This is a genomic window from Chlamydiales bacterium, from assembly GCA_016185065.1.
GTDB lineage: Bacteria > Chlamydiota > Chlamydiia > Chlamydiales > Rhabdochlamydiaceae.
Genome location: JACPOL010000006.1, coordinates 27,410 through 42,335, shown reverse-complemented (window position 1 = coordinate 42,335; position 14,926 = coordinate 27,410). Strand labels below are relative to the sequence as shown.

19 protein-coding genes are annotated in these 14,926 nt (G+C 49.0%); 9 read left to right on the top strand and 10 right to left on the bottom strand.

Annotated features, from left to right (window positions below):
- Positions 1 to 3 precede the first annotated feature (3 nt).
- Genes HYX48_03525 through HYX48_03485 form a run of 9 tightly spaced genes read right to left on the bottom strand, consistent with a single transcriptional unit; the run spans position 4 to position 7,084 of the window.
- A complete protein-coding gene (locus tag HYX48_03525) occupies positions 4 to 1,305 on the bottom strand; it encodes a hypothetical protein (protein MBI2742966.1) in 1,302 nt (433 codons plus the stop codon).
- A gap of 11 nt (positions 1,306 to 1,316) precedes the next feature.
- Positions 1,317 to 1,847 (bottom strand): type III secretion T3S chaperone, encoded by a 531-nt coding sequence (locus HYX48_03520; protein MBI2742965.1) that lies wholly within the window; start codon positions 1,845 to 1,847, stop codon positions 1,317 to 1,319.
- A gap of 24 nt (positions 1,848 to 1,871) precedes the next feature.
- Positions 1,872 to 3,191 (bottom strand): type III secretion system ATPase SctN, encoded by a 1,320-nt coding sequence (gene sctN, locus HYX48_03515; protein ID MBI2742964.1) that lies wholly within the window; start codon positions 3,189 to 3,191, stop codon positions 1,872 to 1,874.
- An 8-nt stretch (positions 3,192 to 3,199) separates the two neighbouring features.
- Positions 3,200 to 3,853, bottom strand: coding sequence for a hypothetical protein (locus HYX48_03510; GenBank protein MBI2742963.1), 654 nt, complete (start codon positions 3,851 to 3,853; stop codon positions 3,200 to 3,202).
- Positions 3,854 to 3,868: 15 nt separating this feature from the next.
- Positions 3,869 to 4,321, bottom strand: a complete 453-nt coding sequence (locus tag HYX48_03505; protein MBI2742962.1) for a hypothetical protein — start codon at positions 4,319 to 4,321, stop codon at positions 3,869 to 3,871.
- A gap of 45 nt (positions 4,322 to 4,366) precedes the next feature.
- Entirely contained in the window at positions 4,367 to 4,630 is a 264-nt protein-coding gene (locus HYX48_03500; GenBank protein ID MBI2742961.1) for a hypothetical protein, read from the bottom strand.
- Positions 4,630 to 4,878, bottom strand: coding sequence for a DUF5398 family protein (locus HYX48_03495; GenBank protein ID MBI2742960.1), 249 nt, complete (start codon positions 4,876 to 4,878; stop codon positions 4,630 to 4,632). The genes HYX48_03500 and HYX48_03495 overlap by 1 nt, the downstream gene beginning before the upstream one ends.
- Before the next feature lie 38 nt (positions 4,879 to 4,916).
- A complete protein-coding gene (gene sctD / locus HYX48_03490) occupies positions 4,917 to 6,647 on the bottom strand; it encodes a type III secretion system inner membrane ring subunit SctD (GenBank protein ID MBI2742959.1) in 1,731 nt (576 codons plus the stop codon).
- Positions 6,648 to 6,658: 11 nt separating this feature from the next.
- Entirely contained in the window at positions 6,659 to 7,084 is a 426-nt protein-coding gene (locus tag HYX48_03485; protein MBI2742958.1) for a type III secretion system chaperone, read from the bottom strand.
- Between the two features lie 248 nt (positions 7,085 to 7,332).
- On the opposite strand from HYX48_03485, the gene HYX48_03480 reads away from it, so the two are divergent.
- The 9 genes from HYX48_03480 to HYX48_03440 all read left to right on the top strand — a co-directional run bounded on the left by HYX48_03480 (position 7,333) and on the right by HYX48_03440 (position 13,703).
- Positions 7,333 to 7,794, top strand: a complete 462-nt coding sequence (locus HYX48_03480) for a hypothetical protein (GenBank protein ID MBI2742957.1) — start codon at positions 7,333 to 7,335, stop codon at positions 7,792 to 7,794.
- Positions 7,795 to 7,966: 172 nt separating this feature from the next.
- Complete coding sequence (locus HYX48_03475; GenBank protein ID MBI2742956.1) at positions 7,967 to 8,380, top strand: hypothetical protein; 414 nt, start codon at positions 7,967 to 7,969, stop codon at positions 8,378 to 8,380.
- A gap of 224 nt (positions 8,381 to 8,604) precedes the next feature.
- A complete protein-coding gene (locus HYX48_03470) occupies positions 8,605 to 9,183 on the top strand; it encodes a hypothetical protein (protein MBI2742955.1) in 579 nt (192 codons plus the stop codon).
- A gap of 58 nt (positions 9,184 to 9,241) precedes the next feature.
- Positions 9,242 to 10,000 (top strand): hypothetical protein, encoded by a 759-nt coding sequence (locus HYX48_03465; GenBank protein ID MBI2742954.1) that lies wholly within the window; start codon positions 9,242 to 9,244, stop codon positions 9,998 to 10,000.
- Between the two features lie 29 nt (positions 10,001 to 10,029).
- Positions 10,030 to 10,506 carry a hypothetical protein gene (locus HYX48_03460; GenBank protein MBI2742953.1) on the top strand — a complete coding sequence of 159 codons (477 nt, stop codon included), beginning with the start codon at positions 10,030 to 10,032 and terminating at the stop codon, positions 10,504 to 10,506.
- 23 nt (positions 10,507 to 10,529) lie between these two features.
- Positions 10,530 to 11,228 carry a hypothetical protein gene (locus HYX48_03455; GenBank protein ID MBI2742952.1) on the top strand — a complete coding sequence of 233 codons (699 nt, stop codon included), beginning with the start codon at positions 10,530 to 10,532 and terminating at the stop codon, positions 11,226 to 11,228.
- Positions 11,229 to 11,247: 19 nt separating this feature from the next.
- Positions 11,248 to 11,898, top strand: a complete 651-nt coding sequence (locus tag HYX48_03450) for a hypothetical protein (GenBank protein MBI2742951.1) — start codon at positions 11,248 to 11,250, stop codon at positions 11,896 to 11,898.
- A 32-nt stretch (positions 11,899 to 11,930) separates the two neighbouring features.
- Positions 11,931 to 12,746, top strand: a complete 816-nt coding sequence (locus HYX48_03445) for a hypothetical protein (GenBank protein ID MBI2742950.1) — start codon at positions 11,931 to 11,933, stop codon at positions 12,744 to 12,746.
- 138 nt (positions 12,747 to 12,884) lie between these two features.
- The gene (locus HYX48_03440; GenBank protein ID MBI2742949.1) at positions 12,885 to 13,703 is read left to right on the top strand and encodes a hypothetical protein; all 819 of its coding nucleotides are present in this window, start codon (positions 12,885 to 12,887) and stop codon (positions 13,701 to 13,703) included.
- On the opposite strand, the gene clpX is transcribed toward HYX48_03440, so the two are convergent.
- Positions 13,700 to 14,923 (bottom strand): ATP-dependent Clp protease ATP-binding subunit ClpX, encoded by a 1,224-nt coding sequence (gene clpX, locus HYX48_03435; protein MBI2742948.1) that lies wholly within the window; start codon positions 14,921 to 14,923, stop codon positions 13,700 to 13,702. The two genes, HYX48_03440 and clpX, sit on opposite strands and share 4 nt — an antisense overlap.
- Positions 14,924 to 14,926: the final 3 nt, after the last annotated feature.

The following is a 14,926-nucleotide window of genomic DNA, read 5'->3' as shown; positions in this document are numbered from 1 at the left end:
TTATTATTTATTCGAGTCACGCTCTTTTTCATCTTTACCTACACCCTCTTTTCTATGAAAGAGGGGTTTTTCGGATGAGAGCGCAGTTTCTATGCGATTTACTTTAAAGTTGTACTTTCCACCTTGGAAGGCCGCCATAAGATCATCGATGTTTGCCTGAAAAAGAGCAACCCCTTGTGGGCTTCCGATCAGCTGAATGTTAAATGACTTCTGCGCTGTCGCATACTCTTTGATGATGATCTGAGCGCCGAAGAAGACAGAGTTCTGGTATTGAGGCGCATTGAGAGTAAGCGTTGTCTCTGAGATGCCTGCATTTGACATCACGGTCATTACACCGACCATCCTCTCAAACATATCGAGCACTTGGGGATGGAGATAGGCGTAAGAGGTGGGGGCTGTTGGTGTGAGAGGTTGAATATTGTCGGGTAGAGGAGCCTGAGCGCCGCTCTGAGCGCCCGTTGAAGCTGAGACCTCGTCGATCTTCTTCTCCTCCTTGCGCCCCTTTCCGCCTTCTGCTGGAGCTGCTGAAGAGACTCCGGTGCGTCCTGCTTGAGCCTCCTCCTCCATCTTTTGTCTCTGATCTTTTGTTATCCCTTGAAAAAAGGCGTCTTGTTCCGCGTCGCGGGCTGTGCTCTCTCCCTTCTGGAGCTGTTCAGCTTCCTTCTGGAGAACTTCTTCCTCTGTTTTCGCTTTCGATTCGACGCTCTTTTCGATCTCTTTATAACTCTTGATCTCTCTCTTTTTGGCCTCTGTGGCCTTCTCTGCTTGACGGGGAGCTTCTTTCGCTGGCTCTTGAGAGAGCTGAGCCTCTTTACTCCTATCTCCATATGTTTCTTGGATGGGCTCTTCAGGTGCTTCTTCGTAGGAAGAGGGAGGAAGGGGCGATGTCTCTATATTCGCTCTTGGCGCAGCGGCCGGAAGATTGCTTAAAAAAGAGTCGTCGTCTGTTGTTGAGGGAAGAGGAGCTGCAGCTGGAGAGGTAAGAGAGGGCCTCTGGGATTCAGGAGCCGCCTCGCTCGCTTGCGCTTTCAGTGCACCGCCCACCTTGCCTACGCCTTTTTCAGGAGTAAACGGCGATGGAGCTCCTTTTAAAGTGGCATCGGGCTGAGCTGAAACTACGCCTTCTGTGTCGGCTTCAGCTTCTGCTTCCGACTCATCCTTGCGCTTGCGACCCTTTTTCTGCTCCTCATCAACCTCGCCCACCTTGCGCGATTTCATGAGCTCTTGAAACTTCTGCGCGTCAGCAGCAGAGGCTTTATCTTTTCTTCCGGGCTCTTGTGGTGAGGGGCCTGATACTCTTGTCACGTCTGGCATGTCTATTTTTTCTTTTTAGAGTCTTGAGAACCCTTTCGGTTTCTCTCTTTTTTTCTTATCGTATGCATTGCAGAGCCCATCTCATCGCCTTCCAGCGACTCCTTATGCTCCATAGCTTTAAGCGTCTCTTTATCCCACTCTTTACGGTGAGAAGCTAGCTTTTCGATATCCTGCTGCCTTTTCACCATATCCTGGCGGGCAATTTCCACCTGCTTTTCCGCAGCTTCTACATTCTTCTTCTGCTCTTTTACTTTCTGCTCTTTCTGTTTAAGCTGCTCGTCGACGAGTTTCAGGTATCCACGCATCTGCACGATCTTGTCGCTCGTTGTCCCCGCATCCAGCACCTCTCTGAGCTGTGTGAGCTTGGCGTGCTTATGGTCTTTCACCTGATTGCGCTCTTCTTCCACTTTTGCCAGTTTCTCCTCTTCTTTGAGAAGAGCATTTTTCTTGTCGCGCAGAACTTTTTCTGCTTCTTCCAGCTTTTTCTGCTTAATAATAACTAGCTGTTCAAGGGGATATTGAGCTTCAGACACTCTATTTAGACTCTTGGTAAAAGCTTATCGGAATAGGGCTTTAAGCTGTTGAACGGTCTCTTCAAACGAAGAGATCTCGTCGACCTGCTGTTTCAAGAAGCGGTTGACCTTGTCGATGTATTTAATCGCAAAATCGGCTCCCTTGTCAGAACCAGGCTTATATTCACCAATTCGGATGAGCAGTTCGTTCTTTTTATAGTGAGCGAGCACTTCGCGCACCTTTCCAATGAACTGCTGATGCTCCTTGTCGGTGATATGCGTTAGGATACGACTAATAGAGCCTAGTACGTCGATCGCAGGGTAGTGGTATTGGCGAGCGAGATCGCTCGAAAGGATGATGTGACCGTCTAAGATCGAACGCGTCTCATCGGAAACAGGCTCATTGATATCATCGCCGGCAACGAGAACTGTATAGAAAGCGGTGATAGAGCCTTTTTCCGAGTTGCCCGAACGCTCGAGAAGCTTCGGAAGAGTTGCAAATACAGAGGGAGTAAAGCCCGCCCTCGCTGGGGGTTCGCCCGCTGCAAGGCCGATTTCGCGCAGAGCTCTTGCAAAACGAGTCACAGAGTCCATCATGAGGATGACGCTCTTGCCCTGATCGCGGAAGTACTCTGCAATTGCAGTACCGACGTAGGCGGCATTGAGTCTGAGTTGAGCGGGCTGATCGGATGTCGAGACCACGATGACAGAGCGCTTCATGCCCTCTTCACCAAGATCGTTCTCAAGGAATTCGCGGACCTCGCGGCCCCTCTCACCGATGAGCGCAATGACATTGACGTCTGCTTTTGCATTCCGGGCAATCATCCCGAGTAGGGTTGACTTACCCATGCCCGCGCCCGCAAAAATACCCATTCTCTGTCCTTTTCCGCAGGTCAAGATCCCGTCGATTGCGCGAACGCCAGTGGAGATAGGCTCGCTGATGACTTTGCGCTTTAGTGGATCTGGCGGAGTATTGAGAATCGAAAAAGTGTCTTTAAGGTTTAATGGGCCTTTCACATCCGCATCTAGCGGTTCTCCAAGTCCATTCAGTACGCGGCCGAGAACTTCGGGCCCGATTTTAATATGAAGAGGCATTCGCAAGGGGATGACTTCTGATGAGGGGCCGATGCCAGCCATATCTCCAAGAGGGGAGAGGAAGGCTTCGTCGCGTGTGAATCCCACAACCTCTGCAAAAAGAGGCTCTCGACCCGTGCGCTTGATGACGCACACCTCGCCCATAGCCACTTGAGGCACGACAGCTTTGATGAGCATGCCGACCACTTCGGTGATGCGGCCGTGCATAGAGGTGAGTTCAACCTCTTCTAGATCGGAGATCAGCCTGTCAAATTCTGGATTTGGGTCCATAGATTACACTAGAGCTGGACGTTTAGGAGCATCTTGACATCGTCCATCGCCTTACTCAGGACCACTGAGGAGTATTCCAAGCTCTGTTGAGCGAGGTTGAGTTGTACCTGGATGAGAAGGAAGTCGGCAGGCTTCATATTGTCGCCCTTCTCTTGCATCTGAGCAAGTCTCTGCTTAGCGCCATTTAAAAGACTCTGGCCATTGGTTACATAGCCGATAAAGCGCGACATTGGTCCCGTTCCGGCAGACATCTCCTCTTCTTCTTTCGGCTCAGCTCCCAGTCTTGTCGAAGCGGTGCGAATGTGCGTGTTGGCATCCTGCAGCTTGTTCTTTAGGAGATATTTGCTCGACTGCTTCAATCTCAAGTTGGAGTTTGATAGGTAGCTGTTCACATCGCCCAGTGTGGATTGAGCGTTCGACACTTGATTCGTAATCGTTGCAAGAGTCGGAGTGGCTGGCAGTTTAGTCTGACCAGCTGCGATATCAAATGGAGATGCAAGCGGAGTCTGTGTCGTGCCGCCAAGAGTAGAGCTCTTAGCCTCCTCCATATATGAAGAGAAGGGCTGCCCGGTCGTAGAGAGCTTCTGCTCCTCGCCGATTGGGGCTGTAGCATCTATCCGCTGCTTTCCAGGGACTTCATCCAACGGACCTTTTGCTGCCATGAGTCTACTTCAAACCTACTTTGCTTTTTTCTTCTCTTTTGCTTTTGGGGCGCTGCTCATAGGAGCTGGAGCTTTTTTTACAAAACGCTCGACGAAATCGATCGCAGTAGATGCTAGGCTCTTGATGCCAGGATCTTTCGACTGCTTCGCTGTCTCTTCGAGAATCTTCTCTCCTTTTGAGACATCGCTTGGTGTCAGTGCCATGCTCAAGCCGAGGAAGGCTTTCGCCATCTCGTTTGCAGGGTCTTTACGCAAAACTTCTTCGAACAGTTTGCACGCCTGTTTCAGCTCGAGCTTGCACAGGTGCATATAGCCCAATCCTACTTTAGGAAGAGTGCTCTCTGGGTTCAGGAGCTCTGAAGCGCGGAAGAGCTTCACTGCAGCATCCTCATCCGCTTGGTTAACGGCAATAAAGCCAGCCTCGACGAGGAGGATGAAATGGTCTTTGTATTTAGCTAGCTGCGGCATGTAATGCGTCCTCTTCTAAAAGTAAAGAATGAACAATTAAAAAACTTATCCTGTCTTCTGGTTTCGCACTGCGTTGTTGATCACAGTTTGAACCTGGCTCACTAAGTTGGAGATCGAGTCGCCGATCTGGGTTACCTGGCTCATCTGAAACTGGAGGAGCAGGAACTTACCTGGAGTGGCATTCGAAATAGAGCTCGCGACGTTTTTTACAGCGGAGACGACCTTACTCTGTAGTGCGATGTAGGCTTTAATCAGAGTTGAAAAAGAGATCGTTCCAGACCATGGATTATGAAGTGTAGGGCCGGGCATTATTTTTTATCCTGTTTTTTAGTTGCGATTCTATTTAATACGCGCTGTAGAGCTGCATAACCATGAAGAAGAATGCCGTAGTTATCGAATTCTTCTGAGCCAGCTCCTTGGCGCAGTTTTCCTTTAATTTCAAGGATGTTTCCTTCTACCATTTTAATGAGCTTGTGAACTTTGGCTGGATCGCTTTTTAAATCCTTTTCCAAGTCAAATTCAAAAGTCGCTTTTTCTTTTTTTTCTAAACCGTACATCTTGACAGCTCCTATGTGCTGTAGAGGATAGTTCCCCGTTATTGCAGATTGTAATTAATTCGAAATTTTAATCCATCTTTTTCGAGAAGGATCATGCTCGGTAGCACAGTTGTGATCATCATTCCATCGATGAGATCGCCCTTTCCGACGATTCTTCCATTGATTAGAACGAAGAGGTTCTGCGCATCTTTTTTGGAAGATCCAGTCACCTTATACTTGTCTGAGATGTCGATGCGAGAAGATTCGGAGGTCGATAGCACCACAAAGTTCTTCACTGTTCGCACGCCCATCAGCGCTTTAAAATGGTTAACCAGTTCTTCATAAGCCGTCTTGTTCTTCTCGTCGACTCTGCCAGTTAGAACCAGTTCGCCGTTGGAGAGCTGGAAGAGAACCGTTCCAAATCCTTTTTCCATCAGCATGCTCTGGATCTGCGTCGCAAGATTTCCTTCCACAACGATCTGATTGTCTAATCGATCTAGATAGGGGAAGTTGACGTTCATATAATCGGAGAGAGCCTGCGCCTGTTCGAGCGTTTCAAGATAACCGCGCATGACAAACTTTCCAGGAGAGGGCGAGTGGATCGAGATCCCCTGCCAGTCGGGATTGCTCATCAGCAGCGCATTCATGTTCTGCCAGACATACTCATCTACAACCACATTATCTTCGACTTCGCCGATGAAAGAGATCCCGCTTAGAGTATAGAGAAGCTCCTGCTTATCGACTGCAGTTAGGACGTGTCCCACTAGAAAGAGCTTGCCGTTCGACTGTGTGAATGAGAATTGAACGTCGGGGTAGTTCTTGAGCGCTTCTTGGATCTGCTCGCTCTCATGTTTTTCAGCAACAACGACCGGCTCAACTTTAAAAAGCGAGAAGGTTCCCATAAATAGGAAGAAGAGCAGGAAGATGCCGATTCCGCCTAGAACGAGGTGGCGTTTTTTAATCCTCATCTCTTTCCACTCGCGCACAGGGGCGAGGGTAGTGGTTGCGGTCTCCCGCTCCATCTCCTCTTCACCATGAGTCTCTTCGGCTCTTGCTGGATGTGTAATCGTGGCAGAGACGATCGTTTCGCGTGCCTCTTTCCGATCGATGAGAAGGAATGTGGTAGTGCCGAGGGCAACCAGGTCCTGAGAGGAGATCTGATGCTTTCCCGAAATTGGTTCGCCGTTAATCAAGACGCCATTTCGGCTGCCCATATCTTCGATAAAGACATTCTCTTGATCGTCAACAGTAAGGCGTGCGTGCTGTCTTGAGACGCTTAAGTCGTGGAAGATGATGTCGCAGAGGTTAGGGTCTTTTCCGATGAGGTAGATCGCCCCTTTGTTCATCGAGAACTCAGCCCCGGCATTCGGACCTGTGATCACCTTCATCAGCCAGCGCGCGTCGTAGGTGCTCTCAATTTCTGCGCTCGTTAGATCCTCTTCTTCAAGAGTAGGAGCTTCTTCGACAGGAGCCTCCTCTTCAAGAGCGGGCTCTTTGCTGGTAAAACGGAAAAAGGTGCTTCCAACTTGGATGATGTCTCCTTCTGAGAGGAGAACAGATTCAGTAATGATCTTGCCGTTCTGAGTGGCTGGATTGACAGAGCTTAAGTTTTCTAAGAGATACCCTTCAGAAGTCAGGTGGATGATCACGTGTCTTCTTGAGACGAGCGGATCCTCAAGAACTAGATCAGTTACGTCGGGATCGCGGCCGATGACCCACTCTTGTCCTTCTTCAAAACGAAGAATAATTCCCGTCAGCGGACCCTCTTCCGCAATCAGATATCCTGCCATATTGCCTTATATTATTGTCCGAATAAACTCTTTTCAGCTTCTTCGGCGTGTCGGATAAGCTCTTTGCGCCAGTAGTCTGTAAAGTTTGTAAAATCTTCGATTGTTTCTCTAAAAGCCTTATAATTCATGTCATACGGGATCGCCAAAGAGAGTGTCAAGAACTTCTCCGCGGGATCCAGACCGATCGCACTTCCGCCTGTTCCCTGTCCTAAAAGATTAGCCTTCATCAGCAGGATGAAGAGCTCTTCACGCTTCTGCTGAGGAAGAGCGCCGATCTTTGAAAAAAGAAAGATCTGCCCATCAACCTCTTTGAGAGTCACGCTCATCTCAGGACCGAACTGTAGCTGAAAGGCCTTTGCCTCATCCTTGGGTGGAACCGGAGGAAGTTCGAGATCTTCCATCAGACGAGTAAGATGCTGTTCAATCAGAGATGACATGTGACCCTCTTCCGAAATTAAAGCTGAAATCACAAAAAAATGCAAAAACAAAAAAGAAGAGAGGATCGGGCGCGGGCACGCACGCGGGCACGTTCACGAAAGAGGGAAAGGGGAAAAGAGAGGTCGAGAAGAGCCTTCTTTCTTTCGTGAACGTGCCCGTGCCCGCGTGCGTGCCCGATTCTTTCTTCTTTATCTCCTAATCTTATTCTTGCGTGGAAAAAGGGGCGTTGGAGTATACGATAATAATTATGGCAGAAGATCAGCTTCGTAGACTTGAAGATCTACTTACAGATATGTCGAAGCGGACTCCTCGGTTAGAGGAGGCCTTCAGAGAGGCGCTCTCGATCTTCAGCGAGCTCGTTCAAGAGCTGGCCATTGCGGGGGAGGAGAGGCGAAAGGAGCTCCTGGTTGAAGTGCAGGAGATGTCAGCCCTTTTAGGGCGAGAGATACCGGCTCTCTGCCAGGCGGCTGGGGCGTCGGAACCTGAAGTTATCTCTTACATGAAGAGCTCTCAGCAATTCTCCGAAGAGCACTGGCGTCTCCTGCAATCGACCCAAGAGGCCCTAAATGGCCTAGTTTCAGTTGCTTCTAAAGCTTTGAAAGATAGCGTGTTAGAAGAGCCTCCTGCAAAAGCTCCAGATTCTAGCCATCCTTCTGGGCATCCCCATAAGCATAAAGGGCCCAAAAAGTCCGATTGGATGAAAGGGTAACCCTCTGCATATCAGTCTCTTATAATTCATATTCTCGGATTTATCCCCATAACACCTTTATTAACAGTTCGTTAAGAAAATGTTAATGTTTTGTTTGAAATTTATTAATACTATGCTATAATAATAAGTGGGACAATATAACTTAATACTAACAACATAAAAAAGAGGAAGTATGGACGAAAGCAAAATGACAGATTTACTGAAGGGTCTTAAGACATCTCCCGAGGCTGTAGAGAAGCTTCAAGGGATTTTAAGAAGCTCGGCGGAGTCGTTAAAGCTCTTGAAAGAGATCCAGACCGCCTCTCCTGCAGATAGAGAGCTTGCAAGACAAGCCTTCACGAAGAAGCAGCAAGAGATCACGCAAGACTACGACAGACTCTTAGCTGATATGGGACTGACAAAAGAGATGCTGGAGCAGTACGCAGCCGATCCGAAGAACTTCTCTCCTGAGAGCTGGCAGTACCTAGAAGCTTTCAAATCGGAGATGGCAAGGGAGTCTGATGCAGCGCATGCTGAACTCAGAGGTGGTGGGAAGAAAGACAAGAAAGCGAAATTGGCGAATAAGTCTCAGTGGATGTCAGCTTAATTAGAATTAAAAGATTAATAAAAACATAAAAAAGGCAAAAAAACATGGCTACCCACATCGATCCAATGACCCTCTTGATCCAAGACCTTGAGAAGGCTAACGATTCAAAATACGACTCTAAAGACCAGAGTATGTACTACCTGATCGCAACGCTGATCATGAAAATCGAAGGTATCGGTAATCAGGTTTCTGGCATGGCGAACGAGTCGACCGCGTTTAGTACTGTGCTTTCTGATACTCAGAAAGTTGACGATGACGTGACTCGTATTCAGCAGTACGCAGCAGACCACCCGAATGAGAGCGCATCTGACGCGCTGATGGACCCTGCTTACCAAGCTGACGTTGCTGCATTTAAGAAAGACGTGATGCAGATGAACAAAGACGCTAAGAACTATAACTTTAACCCGAAGTACCGCGGTGATGGTATGGACGAGTCTAACGACTGCGTGAACATGATCTTGAATACGACTATTGACTGGAGACCAGATGGTAATAACCAGTCGATCGTCAGCATGATCGACAATAACCAGGACGGTAGCTTGGGCGCGGCCCTCTTTTACGCTGCTAAGCAGCCTACAGATAGCGGCACCTTCCACAGCTGGACAGACGGTTCAGGCGCGGCTGGTGCAGTGAGTTTATCGATCGTTGAGTCGGACTACGGTAACTTTACAAGTAACTTGAACCAGCAGCTTAACGTTGCCGGTGCCAACCTTCAGCAGGATAACCAGGTAGGTCAGAACTTCATCACAAGCATGAACTCGATGATCAACTTGATTGTTCAGCACTTGGCTCCAGGGGGATAATCTCCGCCTAGTTTCCTGAAGTGTAAGGTTAATAATAATATAAAATAGGAAGTTAAAGATGACAATCGATCCAAGTACAACAACAAATTACATGCAGGTGCTCATGGAAGCGCTCAGCGTATCGAATGATACGGCGACGGCTTCACAGAACTCTGCAAACGGCGACTTAAATACCGCCGACTTCATGCACCGCCTCTACCAGATGCTGGCCAAGTATAATGGTGATATGAAGGCGATCGAGTCCTTTTTGACGAGCTTTATCGCTTATCACCAGCAGGATGCACAGATGGCTCGCCTCTCAGGGGTAAGCTCTCTCTCTCTGCAAGCGGTTTCAAAGACGCTTGACCAGGTGAAGGCCGACCAGGCGAAGATAGATGATCTGCAGAAGAAGATCGATGATAGCCAGAACAAGCTGGTCGATCTTGCGAATCAAGCTGCAGAGATTGGAACTGAGATGGAGCCTGCAAACGTCGCTAAGTGGGTTGCAGAGCGTGCAGGTTGGACGTTTATTTACGGACCTTTAGGAGCTGTAGCCTGCTCTGCGGCAGCTGCTGCTAGGTATGCTTGTCTCGCCCAGGATCTTAAGAACGTAGCTGGTCAGATCGATTCTGTTAAGAATCAGCTCAGCTCTATGTCTACAGAGATGACAGGTCTTCAGAAAGATCAGACCGCTCTGATATCGGGCACAACAGGAAAGATCGATGCGAGAGCTACGACTCTTGCGGGTCAGGCGAACGCGACATTGGGCACAGCGAAGCAGATTTTGCAGCTGAGTCTCATGCTTGCAAACGTGATGGCGCCAAGCGGGTCTAACTAAGAATTTTAAATCATAAAAATAGGTAAAAAATGAGTAGTTCAATCTCTCCAACAGCCGCCTCTTCTAAAGTGGCTCCTGCGGCAAGCGATGATACAAATAGCCTCGCACAGAACGCCTTCCTGATCATCGTCAATATCATGTTAGGTGATATGGATGCTCAGCAAGCGAGCATTAACTTGGGAATGGATAAAGAGAAGCTCTTAAAGAGCGGTTTCGATAAGCAGAACGACGCCTTCTCAGCAGCAGAAGCGCAGCTAAATAGCTTGATCGCAAAGAGTGCTAAAATCGAGCCGACTGACCTGGTTGGCATCCAAGAAGCTCAACGCGAGATTCAGTCGCAGATGTCGATTGTTCAAGCTGAAGGATCAGCTGTTTCTCAGTCAAGAAGTACAATGGTTCAAGAGTATCAGACACGGATCAATCCCGCTCAGACGAATATCGAGCAGGACGCTCTGATGTTCGGTAGCGCTGCCGGCTCTTGGGCAAAGATCATGAAAACAAGATAATAAAAATAACAAAAGGTATTTCTATGACAAGTTCAACAAGAATGGGCGAAGCACTTAGTGCGAGCGAAGCAAAACAAGCGACAAGCTACGGCGGTAACGTCTGGCTGCTCATCATGGATGTGATGTCGCAAAGTAGAGATGTAACGAATGAAGGTATCGCTGTTAGTTATAACAAAGAGGGAGTGCTTAATGCTCAATACCAGCAGCACTTAGATGCTTGGAAGACCGATGCTGCAGCTCTTCCCGATGCGGGCAAGATGGGCGAAACAGGTGCGACAAGCAACATTAACGGTAAAGGTATTTCCGGTTTGATGATTGGTGGTGCTACGGGCGGTCTTCTGGCTGTCGCTGCGACGATGATGGTTATGGGAGCTGCGACAGTGCCTGTTGCAGGTCTCGGAGCGATCTTCTTTGCCGTAGCAGCGATCATTATCGGTTGCGTCTACGCACTATGGGAGCACGGTAATGGCCAAAGCGCGATTTTCGGCAAGGTGATGGATGAGGTTCCTGCCTCTGTTCAGTATGACCAGGGTAAAGCGGGAGAAGCGAGCAGTAAGGTTCAGCAGGATCAGACCACTGTTCAGCAGGACCAGAACAACATGATGAAGATCAATAACCAGTACATTGGACCTGCCAACGACCAGAAGACGCAGACATCGAACATGATCAACAACGCGCTTCAGTGGTACAAGAACATGGTCTGGTCTCAGGGTGCAGCTTAATAACTTAGGAGCAAACAAGATGAAAATAGATACAAATACAAGTGCCGCTCCAGTCGCGCCATCAGAGAGCCCAAATAACCAGGGCTCAATTTGGGCGATCTGCGAGCTGCTCACACTCCTGAGTACTGCGATGAAGGAGAACGTCCTCTCTCAAGGGAAGGCTGCAACAGATATGTCGAATGCGGTGCACCAGACATCTGACCTGATGGCAACCTACAATAAGACTGTGGGCGTAATTGCCAGCCAGATCCAGGATCTGACAGACAAGATGAGTGCATTGAGGCCTTGGATGACTGCCCTTATGGTAATCGGTATTGTTTTAGGGGGAGCCGGAGCGCTCGCTACAGGGACAGCTGTCGGAGCTGGAGTTGTTGGCTCGCTAGGTTCTGCTGCAGCGGTTGCTGGGGGATCGGTAGGGGTTGTTGAAGGTTCTTATAGCTTACAAGTAGGACAGCTTTCTGAAGAGCTCGCTCATCAGAACGGAGTTCTTGCAGGCCTAAACGGAGCTCAACAGAACTACCAGTCGTTTAACAAGAACATGAGTGATCAGATTAGCGGAACGTTTACTAATTTGAACGACCTGACGAAGGGAGTTACCTCTGGAATAAAGGGAATTTATGACGGTGTTTCGAGAGCTGGAAGCGATATGCTCAGAGGCGTTTTAAGCTAACAAATTAATAATTAAAAAAAGGAAGTAAGAGTATGTCAAGCAGCAATATGATGTTACAGGGGAAGATCATCTCGATGGCGGGTCAGCTGATGACCAACCTCAACAACGGTATGATTGAAGCCAACCAGGTTGTTAGAGATTGCATTAAAGCCAAAATGACGATCACCCAGTCTCTCGTAAACTCTACGATTGCATCGGGCCTCGCACAAGCATCTGGCCAGACTGTTTCTGGCGTATGCGGAATGGCTGGCGGTATCGTGGGAATCGGGGGCGGTCTCGTGGGCATGTATGCCAGCGGAAGACAGGCAGCCGAACTTGCCACTGTCAACGACCGACCACAAGCACTTGCTGCTCGTGTGGAAGAAGCTCCAGAAGCTGCGGTTGAAATGGGTCAACTTCGTCCTCAAGCTCCTATGCCAGCTCAAGGCGAAGCGGGCGCTGCGGCCCCTGGTGCAAGAAACCAGAACGTTCAAGCTCGTGTGGAAAAAGATGTGGATGCTGCTCCTGCTAGGGATAATCCAAGACCTCTCACTGAAGAGCAGAAGACTCAGCGAAGAGCTGAAATCGAAAAGAGATGGGCTGGTCAGCTCAGCCTCGCGAAGATGTGCGAACAGGCTATTCCTGGACTTATTCAGGGTGGTGGAGCGCTCGGACAAGCTCCCTACACTGCGATTGCAGCTGCTCAGCAGGCCAACGGCCAGAAAGCACAGGCGATCTCGGAGAACAGCAGCACGATGATGGGAAGCGCAGAGAGCGCGGCTCAGAACATGCAAGGGTTCTTCAGCCAGGCTTCTGGAATGCCGAAAGACTCCCTCCAGTGGGCAGTTATCCTCTCTCAGGGTGGTTAAGGTTAAATCCCAACTCGTTGAGGATAAAGGAGAATCGAAAGATTCTCCTTTTTGTTTTATTAAAATAATTATTCGCTAATAATTGACTAATTATCTTAATTATGTTAAAATTAATTTACAATAATTAATAGGAGTTTTATGTCATCAGCAGCTTCGAGTGTAAGAGGGTTGGGCAGTTCATCTAGTAGTGAAACGGATGCTGTGGTGATTGATTTACAAACAGGTACAAGAGGCGCAGGAGCGGCTTCCGGAAGAGATAGCCTTAGATTGAATCGCACGGATGGGTCTGGATACTTCATCGCCCACGGAAAGCGATTCAAAGTCACCTTCTTCATGAACAACTTAGATCTTCCGTTTAACAGCGCTGAGCTTCAAGGGCTGATTGCAGGCATCAAAAAGACTGTCGAAGCAACGGGTGCTGACGAGGTCGCAAGATCCTCAGCTTTTCAATTTAACTTCTTTCGCACGCTAAAAGAAAATGAAGATGCTCCTAGCCCATTCGAATTCAAAGGAATAACCAGAAAGCTTCAAAATGAGGCCATCTATAACGATATGGTTATTGGTAATGGCTCTGCACTTCACAATGAGGTCATTCAGTTAAATTCGACGATGACGAAGACGCATAATGCTTACCTTGCGCGTCATGCTGCTCCAGCCCTACCGGCATTAGCTCCTCCTACTAATACTCAACGGACAGCTGCTCAGGCAGCATCCAGAGCTCGCAGGGAGCGATTGGAACAGCGAAGTCTTGCAAGGCGAAGACCTGTGGGAAGTAGCGTAGACAGCAAGAGAAATACGAGAACAGATGCATCGGCGCGAAGCGACGGCAGCCAGCCTACTACCCCGCGCAGACAGCAGGTAGATGTGCCACAAGCCTTCTCTCACGAGTCTGGAATGGGCGCTGGTTTAGATGCTTACACTTACACACCTTCTGCAGCTTCTTTTAGCCAGGGCTAAGCCGAGGTCGCGCGTTTGATGATCGGAGCAGCACGCTCTGTGATGCACGACTTCTCAATGAGGATCTCTTTGATCGAAGGATCTGAGGGAACCTCAAACATCAGTTCCAACAATAGACCTTCTACGATCATGCGCAGGGCGCGAGCGCCTGTGCCCGTCTCTTTTGCCTTTTCAGCCATTGCGCGCAGAGCCTCTTCTGTGAAGCGGAGTTCTGCACCCTCTTCGCGGAAGAGCTGCTGATACTGGCGTACAATCGCATTCTTGGGCTTTGTTAGAATATCGACCAGATCCTCAATTGTCAGCTCGTTGCAGTTTGCAATGCTGTTAAAACGCCCCACAAACTCGGGGATCATTCCAAATTGAACCAGATCCTCAGGCTCTACCTTCGAGAGGAGGTAGTTGGTCTCGCTCGCATCAAAGGTGCGGGTCTCGGCAGCATCGAAGCCGATGGTCGTCTTCCCGAGGCGTTTTGCGATGATTTTATCCAGGTGGACGAAGGCCCCTCCCACGATGAAGAGGATATTCTGAGTGTTGACCTTAATATACTCCTGGTTTGGGTGCTTGCGGCCTCCTTTTGGGGGGACGTTTGCAACGGTGCCCTCTACAATCTTCAGAAGGGCTTGTTGCACCCCTTCTCCAGAGACGTCGCGTGTGATCGAGACGTTAGAGGTCGTTTTGCGGATCTTATCGATCTCGTCAATATAGATGATGCCTGTTTCGGCTCTTGCGATGTCATAGTCGGCAGCCTGGACGAGGCGCAGGATGATGTTCTCGACATCCTCTCCCACGTAGCCCGCTTCGGTAAGCGTTGTCGCATCTGCAATGGCAAAAGGAACGTCTAGGAGATTTGCGAGAGTTCTAGCAGTCAGCGTCTTTCCAGAACCGGTAGGGCCCAGTAGAAGCACGTTGGATTTGACATACTCGACATCCTTCTCTTTTCCGATCGAACGGAGGCGCTTGTAGTGGTTATATACAGCAACAGAGATCGCTTTTTTGGCGCTCACCTGGCCAATCACATACTCATCGAGCGCCTCTTTAATCTCTTTCGGCTTTAGGATTTTTAGCTCATGATGAACCGGCTTCTTCTCGACGATCTCCATGCAGAGTCTAACGCACTTGTCGCAGATGAAGGTATCTGGTCCTGAAATGAGCTTTTCAACAGCCTCTTCTGTACGCCCGCAAAATGAGCAGGTGGGCGTCTCCTTGTCCTTTTTTTGCATCTA